The following is a 19,180-nucleotide window of genomic DNA, read 5'->3' on the forward strand; positions in this document are numbered from 1 at the left end:
TAGAGAAATTTTTGCGTCACTATTGTTCGTTTACAATTACGTTTTCGTATTTTTATTGCGCTGCACCTGCAAAGTGATTATTTCTCTGCAAGTGCGAAATACCCAGCCGAATCCCGGCCAATCCTATGACAGGAGACAGTGATGACAGGCGTCCTGATCGACAATCTTTTGACCCTCACGGCAGATGCTTTAACGCCGGTCGAAACCGTTTTTGAAGCGGCCAAGACCTCGGTCCGCGAAGTGGTGTCCGATGGCGACCGGATATCCGGTGCGAAGCTGGAAGATCATCAGGCCGCGGCGCACGCGCTGTCGTGGTTTGCCACCTATACCGAAAGCCTGCGCCAGATGAACGCCTGGGCCAGCCGCTTGAACGATGAAGGTCGTTTGGGCGAGATGGAAAAGCTGATCCTGCAAATCGCCTTCGGTGAATACCTCGCCCAGATGAAGGGCGGTATCATGATGAGCCAGAACGAGTTCGCGCGCCTGTCGGATATGGGTTTAGACGCAGCGGCACTGGACACCGACGCGATCAACACGCTGCTCGCCAACGGCAACAGCCAAGCCGCCCGCACGCGATTGGTTGAATTAATGCGCGATAATGCTGGGCACGCCACGTTCGGCGCATCAGGTCTTGAAGAAGAGCTTGAGATGATTCGCGAGACGTTCCGCCGCTACGCCGATGACAGGGTCGTTCCGAATGCGCATGAGTGGCACCTGAAGGATGACTATATTCCGATGGAAATCCTTGAAGAGTTGGCGGAGATGGGCGTGTTCGGCCTGACCATCCCCGAGGAATACGGCGGTATGGGTTTGTCGAAGGCCTCGATGGTAGTGGTGTCCGAAGAACTCTCACGGGGCTACATCGGCGTTGGCTCGCTGGGCACGCGGTCCGAGATTGCAGCCGAGTTGATCCTTGCGGGTGGCACCGACGCACAGAAGGAACTGTGGCTTCCCAAAATCGCGTCCACAGAAATCCTGCCCACAGCCGTATTTACCGAGCCGAACACCGGGTCCGATCTTGGATCTTTGCGCGCCCGTGCGGTGAAAAACGCCGACGGTGACTACGAAGTGACCGGCAACAAAACCTGGATCACCCACGCCGCGCGCACCCATGTCATGACCCTGTTGGCGCGCACCGATCCGAATTCAACCGACCATCGCGGCCTGTCGATGTTTCTGGCTGAAAAACAGCCCGGCGACGATGAAAACCCCTTTCCCTCCGATGGCATGACCGGCGGCGAGATCGAGGTGCTGGGATATCGTGGTATGAAAGAATTTGAACTGGCCTTTGACGGCTTCAAAGTGAAAGGTGAAAACCTTCTGGGCGGCGAGGAAGGTCAAGGCTTCAAGCAGTTGATGAAAACGTTCGAGGCCGCACGCATTCAAACAGCCGCCCGCGCCATCGGCGTGGCGCAGAACGCGCTGGAAATCGGGATGCAATATGCCGAGGACCGCAAGCAGTTCGGCAAGTCCCTGATTAACTTCCCGCGCGTCGCCAACAAGCTGGCAATGATGGCGGTTGAAATCATGGTGGCGCGTCAGCTGACCTATTTTTCGGCGTGGGAAAAGGACCACGACCAGCGCTGTGATCTTGAGGCTGGTATGGCGAAACTTCTGGGCGCCCGCGTTGCGTGGGCCTGTGCAGACAACGCGCTACAAATCCATGGTGGCAACGGATTCGCGCTGGAATACCAGATCAGCCGCGTACTCTGCGACGCTCGTATTTTGAACATCTTCGAGGGCGCGGCCGAAATTCAGGCGCAGGTGATTGCGCGTCGCCTTTTGGCTTAAAGCAGCACCCAAAGTCCGGCGGCGATCGCCAAGCAAAGCGGGCCATACAAGATCAGGTCTAGCCGTGCGAACGGCTCTTCCACCGGCACTCGTAGCAGCGCAAGCACATAGCTCGCCGCGCCTCTGATCGCGAAGACCGCAACCATCATCCAGACCGCGCCGCGAGTGATCCAACTGGGTAGCAGGCCAACCCATCCGATCAAGTCAGCAGTGATCACGGTCGCCACGCCCAATGCGCCCGCGACGGCAAACGACGCCCAACCCGGCGGCATATGCGCGATACCTTTCTGCCCGACGACTGTGCGCGCCAATAGCGCTTCGTTCGCCACCGGCCACGTGAGACCCGCGCCCCAAACCATGTGGATAGCTGCGATCACAAGAAGCGTCGCGATTAGGATGGATGCCAGCACGCTCATGTTACATCCCCCGGTAAATTGCGTGCTGCTAGAAGTGTCAGCGCGGCGTTGGCAAAAAGCGGTTGTTTCATAGGGCTTTCCTTATATATACGCTTGCGTATGGTAACCCAATTCAATAAGTTGTCAATACGCCACCGTATGTGGCGATTTGGAGTATGTAATGTCAGAGACAAAGACACGCCTGAAAGCAGAAGATTGGATCCTTGCAGGCTTTCGCGCCTTGGCGTCTCAGGGACCCGACGCACTTAAGGCAGAACCCCTTGCGCGGGCTTTGAAGACCACAAAAGGTTCATTTTATTGGCATTTCAAGGATGTTCCCGATTTCCACAAACGCATGCTCGCCTTGTGGGAAGAGCAATCGGTCGACGCAATCACCCAGGAATTATCTTTGGAAAGTGACCCGGTGAAGCGGCTGTATCAACTCGGCGATATCGCCGTGTCGGCGGGCCCAGAATATGGTGGCGACGCGGCAGAACCTGCAATCCGTGCGTGGGCGTATGGCAACCCGATTGTCTCCCAAGCCGTACAGCGAGTAGACCAAAAGCGGGTGGCCTTTCTAAATGATATCCTAAGCGAATTGGACCTGACCAACCCGGACATCGCGCGGATCATCTATGGGGCCTATGTCGGCATGGGAACCCTGTCGGCGTCCGATACCTTTGACAATAAGAACGCAATGTCGACCTTGATGGCCGCAATTCTTGCGCTCCGCGACGCTTAATCGCGTTGGCATACCGCCACTTCGGGCGTAAGTTGGGCGCATGAAAAATACATTGCTAATCACCGCGACGCTCGCCGCTCTCACTCTCGTGGGGTGCAAGGATGAAACTATATCAGGTTTTGCCGACAGAAAAGCTGTGTGGAAGCTGCTTGAGATTGATCGAAAACCCTTCGACGCAGACGCAACAATCTCTTTCCCAAAACCGGGGCTGATCAACGGGCAGGCGCCGTGCAATACGTACTCAAGTGAGCAAAAAGCGCCCTATCCGTGGTTCGAAATCGGTCCCATCGCCGCGACCCGCATGGCGTGCGAGGATATGGACGCAGAAAGCAACTATTTCACCGCTTTGACGCAAATGCGCCAGGTCGAGACGTCGGGCGATATGTTGATCATGTCAAACGAAGCCGGTCGCCAGATGGTATTCTTAGCTCAACGCTGATCCGCGCGAATCTGTTCGTCGCGCGCCTCGCGCTTCAGGCGATCAACAAGCCGCGCGCGCGCGTCGGGCAGGGGTTTGTTGCCGTGCGAATGCGCCAACCAGTTGATTAGGAAAAACCCTGTGGTTTCAAGACCTTGAACCACGTTTTCGCGCGCACCACTGCCCCCACCCAATAGATCAGGTGGCAATGGCAGCAGACGATCAGCCCATTCACCAGCCGCCTCAGCCGACACCGCCCGCCCTGTTTTTGGCGAGACATAGGCCAGATCATCCATCGATCCGGTCACGGCGCAGGTAGATAGGTCCAGCCCAAAGCCCAGTTCCTCAAGCAACGCGAGTTCCCATTTAAGATAGGCGGTCGGCCAAGCTTCATTCGCGCCCAACAGGTCCAACATGGCTTGCGTTTGACGATACAGCGCCGGGTGCGCTTCGCGTTCGGGCAGCGCAAAGGTCAGCAGCGACGTGACCGCATTCAATCCCGCAAGGGCTGTGCGATCCGACAAAACACTAGCCCGACTGCGGATCGGCTCGACATTATAACTGCCAATGTGTTCTTCAAGCCGCGCGCGCCAAGCGACATCAATCTGCGCGCCGGGTTGCAAGATGGGGGCGATCTTGCGGCTTGTCCCACCGCGCACGACGCCCGCATGACGCCCGTGTTTTTCCGTGAACACGTCGATGATCACCGAGGTTTCACCGTGTTTACGCACGGACAAAAGCGCGCCTTGGTCCCGCCAATCCATGCCTGTCACCCTCCTGCCGTCAGACTAGCCTTCGATACAGGTTTGGCAATGGTGCTAGTCAGATAGCCCCGGCTCATCCAACAGGTGGCGCCCTTCACGGTCTTCGACTTCAATCACCCACACATCCGGATCGAAACTTTTCTGTCGGGTCAATGCCGCGTCAACATCGGCCTCGACCCCATCAGCGAGAGCGACCCAACGGCGGTCCCCGGTCATCAAATCAAAGCTGCGTTGATACGCGACGGCTTGCCCGTCCAGCGTGTTCATTTTCACCAAGACAGCCCCGGCAGTGGCGTCACCCTTTTGGGTAATGAATACCGGGATATCAGACAGGCGCAACCGCGTCAGATAGGCGGCAACCCAAAGTTCTGCGGTCAGTCGCGTCAAGCGTTCCCGTCCTTGAAATCAAGGCCCATTTCTGAATAACGCTCTTTTTCATCCAACCAGTTCGGGCGCACCTTCACCTGCAGGAACAGGTGGATTTTGCGACCCATGAACTCCTCCAACTCGGCGCGGGCGGATTGGCTGACGGCTTTGATCGTCTCGCCCTTCTTGCCCAGGATAATGCCCTTATGACCGTCGCGGGCAACATAGATGATCTGATCCACACGGGCAGAGCCGTCTTTGCGTTCTTCCCAGTTCTCGGTCTCAACGGTCAGTTGATAGGGCAATTCCTGATGCAGTCGCAGGGTCAGCTTTTCGCGGGTCATTTCGGCGGCGATCATGCGCATAGGCAGGTCGGCGATCTGATCCTCTGGATACAGCCACGGTCCCTTGGGCAGGCGTTCTGCAAGCCAAGTGCGAAGCGCAGCCACGCCATGGCCCTTTTCGGCAGAGATCATGAAGGTTTCGGCAAAGTTATAACGCTCGTTCAAATCCTTCGCCAAGGCCAGCAACACCTCGGCCTTCACCTTGTCGATCTTGTTGATCGCCAGCGCGACGGTGCGGCCTTTGCCGATATCTTCCAGCCCCTCAAGGATGCGCTTCACGCCTTCGGTCACGCCGCGATGGGCTTCGACCAGCAAGACGGTAATGTCCGCATCCGCAGCCCCGCCCCACGCGGCGGCAACCATCGCGCGGTCCAGACGGCGACGCGGCTGGAACAGGCCCGGCGTGTCGACGAAAACAATCTGCGAATTACCTTCGACGGCCACACCACGAATGCGCGCCCGCGTGGTTTGCACCTTATGCGTCACGATCGAGACCTTGGCCCCCACCATATAGTTCGTCAACGTCGATTTCCCGGCATTGGGTTCACCGATCAGGGCGACGAAACCGGCACGTTGCGGTTGATCTGTCATTTCTTGCTCTCCAGCTGCTTCAGCAGCGCGCGGGCGGCCGCTTGTTCGGCGGCGCGTTTTGAATTGGCCTTGGTTTCGGCCGACCGTCCATTGGACAGCTTGGCTGTGATTGTAAACATCGGCGCGTGGTCAGGGCCTTCGCGGCCGGTTTCGACATATTCCGGTGGCGGCATTTTGCGCGCCTGCGCCCATTCCTGCAACGCGGTCTTGGGGTCGCGCGCATCATCTTCAACCTTGTCGATGCGGTCACCCCAGAGCGACAATATCATTGTTCGCGCCGCTTGCAGCCCGCCATCCAGATAGACCGCCGCAATGACGGCCTCCATCGCGTCGCCCAACAAGGCCAGCTTGCGCCGCCCGCCGGTCTTCATCTCGGACCGGCCCAACTTCAGCACGTCGCCAAGATCAATCTGACGCGCGACATCTGCGCAGGCTTCTTTGCGCACCAGCGCGTTATAGCGCGGCGCAAGCGTGCCTTCGGGCGCCTCCCGATCATCGCGCAAAAGCTTTTCGGACATCACCAGACCCAGCACGCGGTCGCCCAGAAACTCCAGCCGTTGGTTGTCAGGTCGGGTTGCAGACGAGAACGAGCCGTGGGTCAGCGCGCGGATCAACAGCTCGGGGTCTTTGAACTCATACCCGATGCGGCCTTGAAAGGCCTGAAGATCGCTGGACAGCTTCACTCGATCGCCTTGAAGAACCGGTCAGAGCGCCATGTCCAGAAATAGAATAACCGCTTCCCCGCTGCCGAAAACATGATGCGGTCGGCGCGGCCCAGAAGGTATTCGGCAGGCACGAAGCCCACGCCGCCTGCATTCGGGCTAACGCGGCTATCGGTCGAATTGTCTCGGTTGTCACCCATGAAGAAGTATTCGCCTGCCGGAACGGTGAACACGTTGGTGTTGTCCAGGCGCGTGTTGCGTACGTTCAGGACAGAATGGGTGACGCCGTTGGGCAATGTCTCAACGGATTTTTCTTTGATACAGTTGCCGCCTTCGCCAACGGGGCTGTTGGCGCATTGGGGGAAGGTCGCAAACCGGCCCTGCGCCTGCTTAATCTCTTCAAACGTGCCGTTGGGTGTTTGCTTGGCCTCTTCGCCATTGATGAACAGGATACCGTCCTTGACCTGTAATTTGTCGCCGGGCAGGCCGATCAGGCGTTTGACATAGTCGGTGCCAAGGGTTGCATGCCGGAACACAACAACATCGCCGCGTTCTGGTTCTGACCCGAACAGGCGGCCCGAAATAGGGCAAGACGAGAACGGGCAGGAATGGCGCGAATAGCCATAGGCCATTTTGTTCACAAACAGGAAATCGCCGATCAGAAGCGTATCCTTCATTGATCCTGTGGGAATCCAGAAGGGCTGGAAAAACAACGTGCGGAATACGCCCGCGATGATAAGCGCCCAGAAGATCGTCTTGATCGTCTCTAAGATGCCCTCTTGTTTCTTTTCAGCCATTATTACGTCTGCCTCTTTGGTCGGACCGATCTTTGCCGGCCCATTGGGGATGTGTGGCGATATGGGCGGATGTGGGGGAAGTGTCAAGTTTGGCAGGGCATATGGCCCTTATGTGGGCACGTTTTCGATGGGCCGCGCTTCGATCACCACAAATGCCTGCGCCCAAGGGTGATCATCGGTCAGGGTAACGTGAATGATGGCTTCGTGCCCGGCGGGTGTCATCTTGGCCAGACGTTCGGCGGCCCATCCGGTGACGGCCATCACGGGTTGGCCCGTGCGCATATTGCTGACGGCCATATCACGCCAGCTGATCCCCATGGCAAGCCCGGTTCCCAACGCTTTTGAGCATGCCTCTTTCGCCGCCCAGCGCTTTGCCAATGTTCCCGCCTCGTCTTTGCGGCGCGCGGCTTTTGCCAGCTCAATCTCGGTAAACACACGATTGCGAAACCGGTCGCCAAACCGGTCAAGCGTACCCGCGATCCGGTCGATATTTGCAAGATCGGTGCCGATGCCAAGGATCATACGGACCTCCGAAACAGGCGCGGTGGCGGTGTCATCCCCGCGCCTCGTCCATCAAGTGGCGCATGTCGGCGATGACCTCGGGAAGGCCACGAAAGATCGCTTCGCCAATCAGGAAGTGGCCGATGTTCAACTCGACCACCTCGGGCATCGCGGCGATAGGGGCAACCGTGTCGTAGGTGATACCGTGGCCCGCGTGCACCTCTAGCCCCAACGAATGGGCGAGCGTCGCGCCGTCACGCAGACGCTCAAGTTCTGCGTCTCGTTCGTCAAACCGACCCTCGGCGTGAAGATCGCAATAAGCGCCCGTATGCAGTTCAACCACCGCCGCGCCGATGCGGGCAGAGGCTTTGATTTGTTCAGGATCTGCGGCAATGAACAGCGACACACGACACCCGGCGTCGCGCAGCGGGGCGATGAACTCGGCCAGCTTGTTGTCCTGACGCGCCACTTCCAAGCCGCCTTCTGTGGTCAGTTCTTCACGCTTTTCGGGCACAAGACAAACCGCATGGGGTTTGTGACGCAACGCGATGGCCAGCATTTCTTCGGTCGCAGCGCATTCAAAATTCAGCGGTGTTGTCAATTCTGCGACCAGCCGTTCGATGTCATCATCCAGAATATGGCGACGATCTTCACGAAGATGGGCGGTGATGCCGTCGGCTCCGGCTGCTTCGGCCAGCTTTGCGGCACGAACTGGGTCAGGGTATGCCGATCCGCGCGCATTGCGCACCGTTGCGACGTGGTCAATATTTATGCCCAGTCGCAATTTGGCGGTCTGATTGATCATGTCGCGTCCCTTCGTTGCTCGCAATATGTCGACGCGCCAAGTCTTACGTTTTTTTCTGCGCTTCGCCAGCCTCGTCTCGCGCAGCCCTAAGTCGTTTTTCATATCGCTCTTTCAGCTTCTTGATACGACGACGCTGATAGGCATGGATGACAGGGTTTGACAGAGCGTAACCAATTGTCGCTGCAACAATGCCGGGAAAGAGACACCCCACCAGATAGGGAAGGAATACGCGATCATAGAACTCGGAAAGATTGGTCCAATCCACAACCCCGCCTGTGAAGGGCGCTTTAATGTTTGACCAAAAGTCCGTCGTCGCAGCGGCGAATTGCGAAATGATTTCAGGAAGGTGGACACTGGACGGCTGGCCCAACATCGCATTGCCCAGATTGACCGAAATCTCGGCAATCAGGGGAAATGTCAGCGGATTGCCGATAAATGTCGCCAGCAAAGAGGCCAGAACGTTGCCACGTATAGTCCAGGACAGGATAGCGGCAGTTAGAAAATGCAGCCCGTAAAACGGTGTGAACGAGGCGAATATCCCTGCCGCAATCCCGCGCGAGATACGGTGCGCCGGGTCCGGCAAGCGTCTAACACGATAGATCACATAGCGCGATGCGCGATACCACCCGCCGCGTGGGTAGAAAAATTCCGCAATAGTACGCAGGTATGAGCGCGGATTTCTCTTGAACACGGGTGATCCCTTTCGGCCAACAATGGCGGTTACGGTTTACGGTCGATGTCCCTGTGTCGGTGAACCTCGGCAACGTCACTATCGGCTTCTAATGTCAGCATAATGGCATGCAGATGTTCAATATCGCGCAAATCGACATCAACAAGAAGGCGGTAAAAATCAGGTTTTCGATCTAGGAACTTCAAATCCGAGATATTGGCCTTTTGCTCGCCAATCAATGAACAAATTCGCCCCAACACCCCAGCGTCGTTGGAAATGGTCAGCTCGATACTAACGGTGTGGATCGGCGGGTGCTGCCCGGAATGCCAGTGAAGATCGACCCAGCGGGCGCTGTCTTCGGCCAGATCCGCAAGCGCGTCGCAATCAATGGTGTGCACCATGACGCCCTTGCCGCGATAGGTAATCCCGACAATCCGTTCACCCGGCACCGGTTGGCAGCATTGTGCGCGGGCGAAATCCTGCCCGGTTTCAAGACCGACCACAACCGAGTCACCGTCAATCTCATCCTCGGCCTCGACGCTTTCGGGATAGAGTGCCGCCACCACATCGCGGGCCTGCAACTCTGCTGATCCCATGCGCGCCAACAGTTCCTCTACATTTTCCAGACGCAGCTGCTTTGCTGCCGTCGCAAGAGCTTTGTCTGTTGCCTTGCGCCCAACATGTTCGAACGCGACACGCGCAAGTTCCCGGCCCAGCCGCACGAATCGTTCGCGATCGACGCCGCGCAGGCTTTTCCGAATGGCCGCCTTGGCACGACCGGTCACGACAATGTCGATCCACGTGGCCTGCGGGCTTTGGCCCTCGGCTGTCATGATCTCGACCGACTGGCCGTTCTTGACCCGGGTCCACAACGGCACGCGGATGCCGTCAACCTTTGCCCCAACGCAACTGTCACCAATGCGCGTGTGGATCGCATAGGCAAAATCCAGCGGCGTAGCCCCGCGCGGAAGCTTCACAACTTCGCCATTGGGGGTAAAACAGAAAACCTGATCCTGATACATTTCGAGCTTCACATGCTCTAGAAATTCATCGTGATCCTCGGCTGCCTCAAACCGTTCGGTCAGGGACGAAATCCATTTCGCAGGATCAACGGCAAACGGGTTCTCGGCACGCACGCCGTCCCTGTAAGACCAATGCGCTGCGACACCTGCCTCAGCTACATCGTGCATTTCACGGGTGCGAATTTGAACTTCGACCCGCTTGCCATCCCGGCCAGAAACCGTGGTGTGGATCGACCGATAGCCGTTGGATTTCGGCTGGCTGATATAATCCTTGAACCGCCCAGGAATGGCGCGCCACCGCTGGTGGATCACACCCAACACCCGGTAACAATCAGCCTCGCTTTCTGTGATGATACGAAAGCCGTATGTGTCGGACAGCCGCGAAAAGCTCTGGTCTTTTTCCTGCATCTTGCGCCAGATCGAATACGGTTTCTTCGCGCGGCCATAGGCTTCGGCTGTGATGTCCGCCTTGTCCAATTCCAGCCGGATGTCGCTTGTAATCTTCTCGATCACATCGCCGCTTTCTTTCTGAAGCCGCAAGAACCGCCGCATGATCGAGTTGCGACCTTCCGGGTTCAGCACATGAAAGGCGAGGTCTTCCAGTTCTTCGCGCATCCATTGCATACCCATCCGGCCCGCAAGCGGGGCATAGATATCCATTGTCTCGCGCGCTTTCTGAACCTGCTTGTCAGGACGCATCGCGCGGATCGTGCGCATGTTGTGAAGGCGGTCGGCAAGCTTCACCAAAATCACGCGCAAATCTTTAGACATTGCCATGAACAGCTTGCGGAAATTCTCCGCCTGCTTGGTCTCGGACGAGCTGAGCTGAAGATTGGTCAGTTTGGTGACGCCATCGACCAGCTCTGCGATCTCAATCCCAAACAGCTCGGTCACTTCGGTATAGGTGGACCGGGTGTCTTCGATCGTGTCGTGCAACAGGGCTGTAATGATCGTGGCGTCATCCAGTCGCATATCCGCAAGAATTTCTGCGACAGCAAAGGGATGCGTGAAATACGGCTCGCCCGAATGGCGGGTCTGGCCATCATGCATGCGCGCGCCGTATTCATACGCCGCGCGAAGCAGTTTGCCGCTGGATTTAGGATTGTAGCGGCGAATCCGTTCGATCAGCCCGTCAAGATCAAGGTCAAGATCTGGAAGGTCGTTCATCCGGTCCGCCACCCCGCGGGGATCTTAGATCCGTTTAACCCTGACCTTGCGCTTCCATCAGTGCACGCAAAAGCTTTTCTTCAGACAGATCATCGTCAGCCGGCTTGTCAGCGGCTTCGGCACCCATCAACAGCGCCATGCTGTCTTCTTCAGGCTCGTCAACTTCGATCTGAGTCTGGTTGCTTTCGATCATGCGCTCGCGCAATTCATCAGCGGTCTGCGTTTCATCTGCAATTTCGCGCAGCGCGACGACGGGGTTCTTGTCGTTGTCGCGGTCCACGGTAATTTGGCCGCCTGCCGAAATCTCGCGGGCACGGTGCGATGCGAGCATTACAAGCTCGAATCGGTTCGGTACTTTGTCTACGCAATCTTCAACCGTCACGCGGGCCATGATCAAACTCCATTCCTTGCAAGGGGATTTGAAACGCTTATCTAGGGCCGTTGCCGCGCAGATACAAGCAAAAACAAGAACGGATCAGGGGGTCAAATAGGGCTTAATGTCCTTTTTTTCTGCGTCAGGCAGGTCGTTGACCAATTCCTGCACGGTCTTGCCTAAGATCGGATGGCACCAGTCGGGGGCAATATCAGCGAGGGGAATCAGCACGAAAGCACGTTCATGCATACGCGGATGCGGCAGAATCAGTTGATCTGGCGCCACCTCTTTTTGGTCATCCAGTGGCAAATCCATCCAATGCGACAACACAGATTTGTTAGGCAAAACTGAGTCGCCATACGCGATCAGGTCAAGGTCCAACGTACGCGGTGCCCAGCGCGACGGACGCTCGCGCCCGAAGTGAGCTTCAACCCCGTGCAGAGCAGATAACAGGTCCTCTGGCGGCAAATCAGTATCAACATTGATCGCTGCATTCACAAAATCGGGTCCGGCACCAACCGGAAAACAAGGCGTGCTATAATACCTACTGGATTTAGTGATTCTCAAACCCTGTTCCGTCAGGTATTCAATTGCGTCGTGTATTATTTTTTCCGATTCTCCTAACGATGACGTAGCGTTACTTCCTAACGAAACCAGCACTTTTGGACAGGTTGATTGCAAATTAATTGCTTGCGGCACGACACTGGTTCCCTAGATTGCGATTTATGTTTGTTCGTTGGTTAATTTCTTAAATACCACTCACGGGATTATTCGGCGAAGCGAATTGGAAAGGAAATTATTATGTTCTACCGAGACGAACGGCTTGCGCTGTTCATCGATGGTTCAAACCTTTACGCGGCCGCCAAATCGCTTGGTTTTGACATCGACTACAAACTTCTCCGTCAGGAGTTCATGCGACGGGGCAAACTGCTCCGGGCTTTCTATTACACTGCCCTTCTTGAGAACGAGGAGTATTCGCCAATCCGCCCGCTGGTGGACTGGCTGAACTATAACGGCTTTTCGATGGTGACCAAGCCGGCCAAGGAATACACCGACTCGATGGGGCGTCGCAAAGTTAAAGGCAACATGGATATCGAACTCGCCGTGGACGCGCTGGAACTTGCACCCCATATCGACCACGCGGTTCTGTTTTCGGGTGACGGCGATTTCCGCCCTCTGGTCGAATCGCTGCAACGTCAGGGCGTGCGTGTGTCGGTCGTGTCGACCATCCGCAGCCAACCTCCGATGATCGCCGACGAATTGCGCCGCCAGGCCGACAACTTCATTGAGCTGGAAGAGCTGAAGGATGTGATCGGTCGCCCGCCGCGCGAATTTGATCGTCCCGAGCGGACTGAAGAATAATACCGCCACTCAAAGTGAACCAAAAGGGCCGGGATTCGTTCTCGGCCTTTTTACGTTTGCGTGTTCAAGTCCGCTTCGCACTGGACCTTGGCGCGCAAAATGCGTACCCATCCCCGCATCGGAGGATGCCATGACCAAGCCTGCTCTCACGCTTTATCTTGCCGCCCCTAACGGTTTCTGTGCCGGGGTCGATCGCGCCATCAAGATCGTCGAAATGGCGATCGAAAAATGGGGCCCACCGATCTATGTGCGCCACGAAATTGTGCATAACAAGTTTGTCGTCGACGGGCTGCGTGCCAAGGGCGCGGTGTTTGTCGAGGAACTCGACGAATGCCCCGATGATCGCCCGGTCATCTTTTCGGCCCACGGCGTTGCCAAAGCCGTACCTGCAGAAGCTAATCGTCGCGAGATGGTTTTTGTCGATGCGACCTGCCCGTTGGTGTCCAAGGTTCATATCGAGGCTGAACGCCACCACCAGAACGGCCTGCAAATGGTCATGATCGGCCACGCGGGTCACCCCGAAACCATCGGCACGATGGGGCAATTACCCGATGGCGAGGTTCTGTTGGTTGAAACCGCAGACGACGTTGCCACCCTGGCCCCCCGCGACCCTGCGCAACTGGCTTACATCACCCAAACAACCCTTTCCGTGGATGACACTGCAGGTGTGGTCGAAGCTTTGCGCGCGCGTTTCCCCCAAATCGTCGGGCCGCACAAAGAAGACATCTGTTACGCGACCACGAACCGGCAAGAGGCTGTGAAGGCCGTGGCGCCCAAGGTCGATGCACTGCTGGTGATCGGCGCGCCCAACAGCTCGAATTCACGTCGGCTGGTCGAAGTGGCGCGCGCCAATGGCTGCGCATACGCCATGCTTGTGCAGCGCGCGACCGAGATCGACTGGCGTGCCATAGACGGCATCAAGACAGTCGGCTTGACCGCAGGGGCGTCCGCCCCGCAGGTTCTGGTGGACGAGGTCGTCGACGCCTTCCGCGACCGTTTCGACGTCACCGTTGAACGCGTCGAAACCGCCAAGGAAGATATCGAATTCAAGGTGCCACGCGTTCTGCGCGAAACAGCATGACCGAAGACCGTGAGACTCTGGCCGTCTATAACACCGAGGCTGGTGCCTATGAAACACGCGTGGCTGAGAAGTCGTCGCCGGGTCTGCGGGCGTTTCTTGGCCACCTGCCTGCCAACGCGCATGTGCTTGATCTTGGATGTGGCCCCGGATTGTCGTCTGTGGAGATGCAAGCTGCGGGGCATACTGTTGATGCGGTCGATGGGTCCTCTGCTATGGTGGAACGGGCGCGCGCCAATGGGGTCACCGCCCGGCAAGCCCTGTTCGCGGATATAGATGCGATTGACGCTTACGACGGCATCTGGGCCAATTTCAGCTTGCTGCATTTGCCCCGCGCCGCGTTGGAGCCAACCCTTGTCCAACTGCATACCGCACTTCGCCCCGGCGGGCTCTTTCATATCGGCATGAAACTGGGTAAAGGCGAGGGCCGCGACCGGTTGGGACGCTTCTATAGCTACTACCAGCAGGATGAGCTCGAGACAGCGCTGACGCGCTGCGGGTTTATCCTGCAATCTCGCACGCTTGGTGCGGGGCGCGGGTTGGAAGGAACGATTTCAGACTGGATGGTGGTATTGGCACATGGCTGAGTTCTTTGCATACACAGACGGCGCCTGTTCGGGCAATCCCGGCCCCGGTGGCTGGGGCGCTTTACTGCAAGCCCACGAAGGTGGCGCAGTGATCAAAGAACGCAAGCTCAAGGGCGGCGCGGCCGAGACGACCAACAACCAGATGGAGTTGATGGCCGCAATCATGGCGCTGGAAACGCTTGGAAAGCCCTGCGCGATCACCGTGATCACTGACAGCGCTTATGTGAAAAACGGCGTCACCGGGTGGATTCACGGATGGAAACGCAACGGGTGGCGAACCTCGTCGAAAAAACCGGTGAAGAACGTCGAGCTTTGGCAACGTCTGGACGAAGCCCAAGCGCGTCACCACGTGACGTGGGAATGGGTCAAAGGCCACGCCGGTCATCCAGAGAACGAGCGGGCGGACGAACTGGCCCGTGCAGGGATGGAGCCGTTCAAGGGCTAGCTTGCCTTAAAACTCCAACCAAATGCCTGCCGCCACCTCGTCTTTGATGATGCCATCCAATGCGTGGGTCCATTCAAGCTGTAAATGTTTGCCCTGCTTGTATTGCCATGCGACCGACGGGATCACGTTCACCTGCGTTCCAGAATTTATCGGGGTGACATCCAAAGCCATCATCGTCATCAAACGCGGGTGCGGTTTCAGCCCGACCAACGCGAACCCACCAAGGTCAACATCCGCGTCCAAGATGGACACACTGGCGCTGACCTCAACATCCAGCCAACCGGGGCCAAACGCTGTGTCAAATCCACGGCCCAGATGTATCGCGGGCGAGACATAGGGATCCTCCTCGGTCCCTTCTACACTCAGGCTAATCGCTTTTTGCCAAGACCCGCCGTCGTTCTGCATATGCCAGCGGCCGAAGGCTTTCACATGCGTGATGTCTTCACTTGCAAGGGCATAATCCAGCTTGGCCCCAACCGTCCAACGACCAGTCAAACCGTATTCGCCATACAGGTTGATCACCGGCAGATCGTCCAGCGTATCTGCATCTTGGCGCACCTGTGCTGACACAAACGCCTCGCCTTCTTCGCGTGGCCAGGCACCCGCGAGGGCGACGTCGCCGGTCGCTAAAAGCAATGTCAGAGCAAGGATAAGAAGCCGAGTCGCCATACCCGCAAGCTTCGTCGTGATTGGTTAATCAATGATTAATCCGCGACGCCCAGTATCAGGAGCGTCCGCTGTATCGCTGCCACACCCAAATCAGAAAAATTGCGCCCACAAGTGCGCCGACAAAGCCAAAGGCAAGCCCGCCGATCATTGCGATGAACTGCAGCACGAACCCGCCAATCAGCGCGCCAGCGACGCCAATGGCGATGGTGGTTGGCACATCAGTGCGCAAATCCATGATCCGGGTCGCTAGAAACCCGGCGGCAGCACCAAAGATGATCAACATTATAATGGACATGTTCTGAATATGGGGGGCATTGGCCCGGAATGTAAGGCTCTATCGCACCTTATCGGGCATATCGAACCCCCGCAGGAAATCGCCGGCCTCCATCGCGCGTTTACCGGGGCGTTGGGCGCGCAGCACCTTTATCGCGCCAGTTCCACAGGCGATCACCAAGCCCTCAAGCACCTGACCCGGCGCACCAGTCCCGTCTGTCACACGCGAAGCCAACAGCTTCACCTGTTCGCCCGCCATCTCACATTTCGCACCCGGAAAGGGCGAAAGCCCACGGATCAGACGATCAACCTTGACCGCGGGGAGGGTCCAGTCGATCTGCGCCTCAGATTTGTCGATCTTATGGGCGTAGGTGACGCCCTCGTCCGGCTGCGGCTCAGGCGTCAGTTTGGACAAGCGATCAAGAGCGTCGACGATCAGGCGCGCACCCATTGCGGACAGTCGGTCATGCAGTTGGGCGGTGGTTTCTTCGGCGCCGATTGGCGTGGCTTCGCGCAGCAAAACAGGACCGGTATCAAGTCCAGCCTCCATCTGCATGATGCACGCGCCAGTTTCACTATCACCCGTCATGATCGCGCGATGAATTGGTGCCGCCCCACGCCAGCGCGGCAGCAAAGACGCATGGATATTCAGGCAACCATGCTTGGGCGCATCTAGGATCGCTTGCGGCAGGATCAAGCCATAGGCCACCACCACAGCAACGTCGGCATTCAGCGCGGCGAACGCTTCTTGTTCATCAACACTTTTCAATGACACAGGGTGGCGCACGTCCAACCCCAATTCGACCGCACGGGCATGGACGGGACCGGGGCGGGGCTTCTTTCCGCGACCCGCTGGGCGCGGCGGCTGGCAATAGACGGCGGCGATATCGTGACCGGCGTCAACCAGCGCCTCCAATACCGGAACCGAGAACTCGGGCGAGCCCATGAAAACAAGTCTCATCGCGCCAGCTTCCTTGCCTTCTTCATCAACATGTCCCGCTTCATCTTCGAGAGGTGGTCAAAATACATCCGCCCATTCAGATGGTCGATCTGATGTTGAACCGAGGTCGCCCAGATGCCGACAAAATCTTTCTCTTCCTCAACGCCGCTGTCGTTCAGAAACCGCACCGTGACGGCGCGCGGACGACTGATCACCGCCGAGACGCCGGGAAGGTTTGGGCTGGCTTCTTCGTGGTCGCGAAACTCAATCGAGCGGTGCAGAATTTCCGGGTTCGCCATGCGCACAGCCTTGCCGCGTTCGTCGGATGCATCCACCACAGCCAGTCGCAGCATAATCCCCAATTGAGGGGCCGCGAGCCCGACTCCGGGCATGGCGTCCATCGCCTCAATCATCTCATCCCAAATGGCACGGGTTTCATCGGTGACAGTGTCGACAGGGCTCGCCGCTGTGCGCAAGCATTTATGCGGATATTTCAGATACGGGCGGTGGGTCACATTCGCGCCAGTTCTCGTTTTAACTTCTGCATTTTGCGAGTGATCATCTGGCGCTTCAGCGGTTTCAGATAATCGATGAAAAGCTTGCCGTTCAGGTGGTCAATCTCGTGCTGCACACAGGTTGCCCAGAGCCCGTCAAAATCACGCTCCTGCACATTGCCGTCGCGATCAATCCAACGCACGGCAACCTCTTTTGGCCGCGTGACTTCGGCGAATTGTTCGGGGATGGACAGGCAGCCTTCCTCGTAGGTGTTCAGGTCGTCTGAGGACAGGATGACCTCGGGGTTGAACATGATCATGGGTTGCGGCGGCTCGCTGTCGTCACGCACGCAGTCCATTACGATCAACCGCGTCAGGACACCCAGCTGCGGCGCGGCCAGTCCGATACCCGGCGCGTCATACATGGTTTCCAACATGTCATCGGCCAGTTTGCGCAGGTCGTCAGACAGATCGGGCACCGCCTCGGCCACTTTCTTGAGCCGCGGATCGGGGTGAAGGAGGATAGGTTTAATGCTCATGCGGTCGATTTAGGGTATGGGTGGCCGCTGCGCAATGGTTGCCGCGCTGCGAAGCCTTGAATCCGCCCGCCAGAAAGACAGCCGTACGACTTGCACCTGACGTCCAAACCGCTACCGTGCCGCAAAGAAGGAAACAATATGAATTTCGATCAGATCATCGACCGTCGCGGCACCAAGTCGTCAAAGTGGGACAAGATGGAGGCTCTGTTTGGTGTGTCGCCAAAAGACGGGCTGGCCATGTGGACCGCCGACAGCGACTATCCCACCGCCCCTTGCGTGATCGACGCGGTGAAACAGGCGGCGGACTTGGGTATTTTCGGGTATTCGTGGGAGCACCCGGATTACCTGAACGCCGTCGCGTGGTGGATGACAACCCGGCACGGCTGGGATGTAGACCCGGAATGGGTGCTGACCAGCCAAGGGTTGGGCAACGCGATTGCCTTGTGCCTGGATGTCTGGACGGATCCCGGCGATGGGGTCGTGATCTTCACACCCGTCTATCACGAATTCGCCGCGAAGATTGGCAAGAACGGACGTAAGGTGGTCGAATGCCCGCTTGTTCTGAACGGCGACCGTTACGAGCTTGATTTGGATGACGCGCAGGCGCGCCTGACCGGAAACGAAAAGATGATCTTGTGGTGTTCACCGCACAACCCATCGGGCCGCATCTGGACTGACGAAGAACTGCGCGCAGTGGCGAATTTCGCGGACCGCAACGACCTGTTGCTGGTGTCCGACGAAATTCATCACGACTTAGTCTATCCCGGCAATGCTTTTCACCCAACCGCTGTCGCCGTGCCGGATGTTTTGCCGCGATTGGTGGCGCTGACGGCGCCATCAAAGACCTTTAACATCGCGGGTCAACGCACCGGCAATATGATTATCCCAGATGCCAAGTTAAGGGCAGCCATGCGCAAACGGCTTCGCACGCTGGACTATGCGCCCGGCATGTTGGCGGTCGCGATGATCACCGCAGCCTATTCGCCCGATGGCGCGATATGGGTCGACCAGCAGATGACGCATCTGGCGCATAACAAAAAGATCTTTGACGAAGGGATCACAAGCATTCCGGGCGTCACCTCGATGCCGCTGCAAGCCACCTATCTGGCATGGGTCGATTTCTCGGCCACCGGCATGTCGCATGATGAGGTGACCGCGCGCATTCGGGATGACGCCAAGATCGCCGTCAGCCCCGGTCCCGGTTTCGGCACGGGCGGCGACGGCTTCCAGCGCTTCAATCTTGCCACCCAAGGCGCGCGGGTTGAAGAGGCTGTCGCGCGCATGAAAAACGCCTTTAGCGACCTTCAATAAACCCCAACCGGCAGACCTTCGCCGAACCGAATTCGCAGACGCGGATCGCGCTTGAATGCCCGCATGAATAGTAT

Annotated in this window: 25 protein-coding genes; 8 read left to right on the forward strand and 17 right to left on the reverse strand. The window is 57.6% G+C overall.

Annotated features, from left to right (window positions below):
* Positions 1 to 141: 141 nt before the first annotated feature.
* Positions 142 to 1,791 (forward strand): acyl-CoA dehydrogenase family protein, encoded by a 1,650-nt coding sequence (locus tag MUY35_RS08585; RefSeq protein ID WP_248365807.1) that lies wholly within the window; start codon positions 142 to 144, stop codon positions 1,789 to 1,791.
* Here MUY35_RS08585 and MUY35_RS08590 read toward each other — a convergent pair.
* Complete coding sequence (locus MUY35_RS08590; RefSeq protein ID WP_248365809.1) at positions 1,788 to 2,207, reverse strand: DUF3995 domain-containing protein; 420 nt, start codon at positions 2,205 to 2,207, stop codon at positions 1,788 to 1,790. The two genes, MUY35_RS08585 and MUY35_RS08590, sit on opposite strands and share 4 nt — an antisense overlap.
* A 160-nt stretch (positions 2,208 to 2,367) precedes the next feature.
* Between MUY35_RS08590 and MUY35_RS08595 the strand changes: the two genes are divergently transcribed.
* On the forward strand, positions 2,368 to 2,928 hold the full coding sequence (locus MUY35_RS08595; protein WP_248365811.1) for a TetR/AcrR family transcriptional regulator: 561 nt from the start codon (positions 2,368 to 2,370) through the stop codon (positions 2,926 to 2,928).
* 40 nt (positions 2,929 to 2,968) lie between these two features.
* Positions 2,969 to 3,367, forward strand: a complete 399-nt coding sequence (locus MUY35_RS08600; protein WP_248365813.1) for an META domain-containing protein — start codon at positions 2,969 to 2,971, stop codon at positions 3,365 to 3,367.
* Here the strand turns inward: MUY35_RS08600 and recO are convergent.
* The 11 genes from recO to folK form a co-directional block, all read right to left on the reverse strand.
* A complete protein-coding gene (gene recO, locus MUY35_RS08605) occupies positions 3,358 to 4,110 on the reverse strand; it encodes a DNA repair protein RecO (RefSeq protein ID WP_248365815.1) in 753 nt (250 codons plus the stop codon). The genes MUY35_RS08600 and recO overlap by 10 nt on opposite strands.
* A 54-nt stretch (positions 4,111 to 4,164) precedes the next feature.
* Positions 4,165 to 4,497 carry a DUF1491 family protein gene (locus tag MUY35_RS08610; RefSeq protein WP_248365822.1) on the reverse strand — a complete coding sequence of 111 codons (333 nt, stop codon included), beginning with the start codon at positions 4,495 to 4,497 and terminating at the stop codon, positions 4,165 to 4,167.
* Positions 4,494 to 5,411, reverse strand: a complete 918-nt coding sequence (gene era, locus MUY35_RS08615) for a GTPase Era (RefSeq protein ID WP_248365832.1) — start codon at positions 5,409 to 5,411, stop codon at positions 4,494 to 4,496. The genes MUY35_RS08610 and era overlap by 4 nt, the downstream gene beginning before the upstream one ends.
* The gene (gene rnc, locus MUY35_RS08620) at positions 5,408 to 6,094 is read right to left on the reverse strand and encodes a ribonuclease III (protein WP_248365843.1); all 687 of its coding nucleotides are present in this window, start codon (positions 6,092 to 6,094) and stop codon (positions 5,408 to 5,410) included. Before rnc ends, era begins: the two co-directional genes overlap by 4 nt.
* Positions 6,091 to 6,870, reverse strand: coding sequence for a signal peptidase I (gene lepB, locus MUY35_RS08625; protein WP_248365845.1), 780 nt, complete (start codon positions 6,868 to 6,870; stop codon positions 6,091 to 6,093). Before lepB ends, rnc begins: the two co-directional genes overlap by 4 nt.
* Positions 6,871 to 6,978: 108 nt before the next feature.
* A complete protein-coding gene (gene acpS / locus MUY35_RS08630; RefSeq protein ID WP_248365847.1) occupies positions 6,979 to 7,392 on the reverse strand; it encodes a holo-ACP synthase in 414 nt (137 codons plus the stop codon).
* A gap of 31 nt (positions 7,393 to 7,423) precedes the next feature.
* Entirely contained in the window at positions 7,424 to 8,176 is a 753-nt protein-coding gene (locus MUY35_RS08635) for a pyridoxine 5'-phosphate synthase (protein WP_248365849.1), read from the reverse strand.
* A gap of 43 nt (positions 8,177 to 8,219) precedes the next feature.
* Positions 8,220 to 8,867: a DUF2062 domain-containing protein gene (locus MUY35_RS08640; RefSeq protein WP_248365859.1), complete on the reverse strand. Its 648-nt coding sequence runs from the start codon at positions 8,865 to 8,867 to the stop codon at positions 8,220 to 8,222.
* 29 nt (positions 8,868 to 8,896) lie between these two features.
* Positions 8,897 to 11,035 (reverse strand): bifunctional (p)ppGpp synthetase/guanosine-3',5'-bis(diphosphate) 3'-pyrophosphohydrolase, encoded by a 2,139-nt coding sequence (locus tag MUY35_RS08645; protein WP_248365861.1) that lies wholly within the window; start codon positions 11,033 to 11,035, stop codon positions 8,897 to 8,899.
* 34 nt (positions 11,036 to 11,069) lie between these two features.
* On the reverse strand, positions 11,070 to 11,426 hold the full coding sequence (gene rpoZ / locus MUY35_RS08650) for a DNA-directed RNA polymerase subunit omega (protein WP_248365863.1): 357 nt from the start codon (positions 11,424 to 11,426) through the stop codon (positions 11,070 to 11,072).
* A gap of 84 nt (positions 11,427 to 11,510) precedes the next feature.
* Positions 11,511 to 12,107, reverse strand: a complete 597-nt coding sequence (folK, locus tag MUY35_RS08655) for a 2-amino-4-hydroxy-6-hydroxymethyldihydropteridine diphosphokinase (protein ID WP_248365871.1) — start codon at positions 12,105 to 12,107, stop codon at positions 11,511 to 11,513.
* A gap of 102 nt (positions 12,108 to 12,209) precedes the next feature.
* Here folK and MUY35_RS08660 point away from each other — a divergent pair, with 102 nt between their 5' ends.
* The 4 genes from MUY35_RS08660 (at position 12,210) to rnhA (ending at position 14,880) form a co-directional block, all read left to right on the forward strand.
* On the forward strand, positions 12,210 to 12,770 hold the full coding sequence (locus MUY35_RS08660; protein WP_248365873.1) for an NYN domain-containing protein: 561 nt from the start codon (positions 12,210 to 12,212) through the stop codon (positions 12,768 to 12,770).
* Positions 12,771 to 12,900: 130 nt separating this feature from the next.
* The gene (ispH, locus tag MUY35_RS08665; protein WP_248365875.1) at positions 12,901 to 13,851 is read left to right on the forward strand and encodes a 4-hydroxy-3-methylbut-2-enyl diphosphate reductase; all 951 of its coding nucleotides are present in this window, start codon (positions 12,901 to 12,903) and stop codon (positions 13,849 to 13,851) included.
* Complete coding sequence (locus tag MUY35_RS08670) at positions 13,848 to 14,435, forward strand: class I SAM-dependent methyltransferase (RefSeq protein ID WP_248365877.1); 588 nt, start codon at positions 13,848 to 13,850, stop codon at positions 14,433 to 14,435. The genes ispH and MUY35_RS08670 overlap by 4 nt, the downstream gene beginning before the upstream one ends.
* Positions 14,428 to 14,880, forward strand: a complete 453-nt coding sequence (gene rnhA, locus MUY35_RS08675; RefSeq protein ID WP_248365886.1) for a ribonuclease HI — start codon at positions 14,428 to 14,430, stop codon at positions 14,878 to 14,880. The genes MUY35_RS08670 and rnhA overlap by 8 nt, the downstream gene beginning before the upstream one ends.
* A 6-nt stretch (positions 14,881 to 14,886) precedes the next feature.
* On the opposite strand, the gene MUY35_RS08680 is transcribed toward rnhA, so the two are convergent.
* Genes MUY35_RS08680 through def (MUY35_RS08700) form a run of 5 tightly spaced genes read right to left on the reverse strand, consistent with a single transcriptional unit; the run spans position 14,887 to position 17,795 of the window.
* The gene (locus tag MUY35_RS08680; protein ID WP_248365888.1) at positions 14,887 to 15,549 is read right to left on the reverse strand and encodes a hypothetical protein; all 663 of its coding nucleotides are present in this window, start codon (positions 15,547 to 15,549) and stop codon (positions 14,887 to 14,889) included.
* Positions 15,550 to 15,604: 55 nt separating this feature from the next.
* Positions 15,605 to 15,844 (reverse strand): GlsB/YeaQ/YmgE family stress response membrane protein, encoded by a 240-nt coding sequence (locus tag MUY35_RS08685; protein ID WP_248365890.1) that lies wholly within the window; start codon positions 15,842 to 15,844, stop codon positions 15,605 to 15,607.
* A 39-nt stretch (positions 15,845 to 15,883) separates the two neighbouring features.
* Positions 15,884 to 16,783: a methionyl-tRNA formyltransferase gene (fmt, locus tag MUY35_RS08690; protein ID WP_248365892.1), complete on the reverse strand. Its 900-nt coding sequence runs from the start codon at positions 16,781 to 16,783 to the stop codon at positions 15,884 to 15,886.
* Positions 16,780 to 17,277: a peptide deformylase gene (gene def, locus MUY35_RS08695; protein ID WP_248365907.1), complete on the reverse strand. Its 498-nt coding sequence runs from the start codon at positions 17,275 to 17,277 to the stop codon at positions 16,780 to 16,782. Before def (MUY35_RS08695) ends, fmt begins: the two co-directional genes overlap by 4 nt.
* On the reverse strand, positions 17,274 to 17,795 hold the full coding sequence (def, locus tag MUY35_RS08700; protein WP_248365909.1) for a peptide deformylase: 522 nt from the start codon (positions 17,793 to 17,795) through the stop codon (positions 17,274 to 17,276). Before def (MUY35_RS08700) ends, def (MUY35_RS08695) begins: the two co-directional genes overlap by 4 nt.
* Positions 17,796 to 17,933: 138 nt before the next feature.
* Between def (MUY35_RS08700) and MUY35_RS08705 the strand changes: the two genes are divergently transcribed.
* The gene (locus MUY35_RS08705) at positions 17,934 to 19,106 is read left to right on the forward strand and encodes a PatB family C-S lyase (RefSeq protein WP_248365922.1); all 1,173 of its coding nucleotides are present in this window, start codon (positions 17,934 to 17,936) and stop codon (positions 19,104 to 19,106) included.
* Positions 19,107 to 19,180 lie beyond the last annotated feature (74 nt).

The organism is Aliiroseovarius sp. S1339 (assembly GCF_023195695.1).
Taxonomy (GTDB): domain Bacteria; phylum Pseudomonadota; class Alphaproteobacteria; order Rhodobacterales; family Rhodobacteraceae; genus Aliiroseovarius.

Bases quoted from the DNA above. Each gene is read 5' to 3' on its own strand.
- MUY35_RS08585 (WP_248365807.1), top strand. From the start codon at position 142: ATGACAGGCGTCCTGATCGACAATCTTTTGACCCTCACGGCAGATGCT.
- MUY35_RS08590 (WP_248365809.1), bottom strand. From the start codon at position 2,207: ATGAGCGTGCTGGCATCCATCCTAATCGCGACGCTTCTTGTGATCGCA.
- MUY35_RS08595 (WP_248365811.1), top strand. From the start codon at position 2,368: ATGTCAGAGACAAAGACACGCCTGAAAGCAGAAGATTGGATCCTTGCA.
- MUY35_RS08600 (WP_248365813.1), top strand. From the start codon at position 2,969: ATGAAAAATACATTGCTAATCACCGCGACGCTCGCCGCTCTCACTCTC.
- recO (WP_248365815.1), bottom strand. From the start codon at position 4,110: ATGGATTGGCGGGACCAAGGCGCGCTTTTGTCCGTGCGTAAACACGGT.
- era (WP_248365832.1), bottom strand. From the start codon at position 5,411: ATGACAGATCAACCGCAACGTGCCGGTTTCGTCGCCCTGATCGGTGAA.
- lepB (WP_248365845.1), bottom strand. From the start codon at position 6,870: ATGGCTGAAAAGAAACAAGAGGGCATCTTAGAGACGATCAAGACGATC.
- acpS (WP_248365847.1), bottom strand. From the start codon at position 7,392: ATGATCCTTGGCATCGGCACCGATCTTGCAAATATCGACCGGATCGCG.
- MUY35_RS08635 (WP_248365849.1), bottom strand. From the start codon at position 8,176: ATGATCAATCAGACCGCCAAATTGCGACTGGGCATAAATATTGACCAC.
- MUY35_RS08645 (WP_248365861.1), bottom strand. From the start codon at position 11,035: ATGAACGACCTTCCAGATCTTGACCTTGATCTTGACGGGCTGATCGAA.
- rpoZ (WP_248365863.1), bottom strand. From the start codon at position 11,426: ATGGCCCGCGTGACGGTTGAAGATTGCGTAGACAAAGTACCGAACCGA.
- MUY35_RS08660 (WP_248365873.1), top strand. From the start codon at position 12,210: ATGTTCTACCGAGACGAACGGCTTGCGCTGTTCATCGATGGTTCAAAC.
- ispH (WP_248365875.1), top strand. From the start codon at position 12,901: ATGACCAAGCCTGCTCTCACGCTTTATCTTGCCGCCCCTAACGGTTTC.
- MUY35_RS08670 (WP_248365877.1), top strand. From the start codon at position 13,848: ATGACCGAAGACCGTGAGACTCTGGCCGTCTATAACACCGAGGCTGGT.
- rnhA (WP_248365886.1), top strand. From the start codon at position 14,428: ATGGCTGAGTTCTTTGCATACACAGACGGCGCCTGTTCGGGCAATCCC.
- MUY35_RS08680 (WP_248365888.1), bottom strand. From the start codon at position 15,549: ATGGCGACTCGGCTTCTTATCCTTGCTCTGACATTGCTTTTAGCGACC.
- MUY35_RS08685 (WP_248365890.1), bottom strand. From the start codon at position 15,844: ATGTCCATTATAATGTTGATCATCTTTGGTGCTGCCGCCGGGTTTCTA.
- fmt (WP_248365892.1), bottom strand. From the start codon at position 16,783: ATGAGACTTGTTTTCATGGGCTCGCCCGAGTTCTCGGTTCCGGTATTG.
- def (WP_248365909.1), bottom strand. From the start codon at position 17,795: ATGAGCATTAAACCTATCCTCCTTCACCCCGATCCGCGGCTCAAGAAA.
- MUY35_RS08705 (WP_248365922.1), top strand. From the start codon at position 17,934: ATGAATTTCGATCAGATCATCGACCGTCGCGGCACCAAGTCGTCAAAG.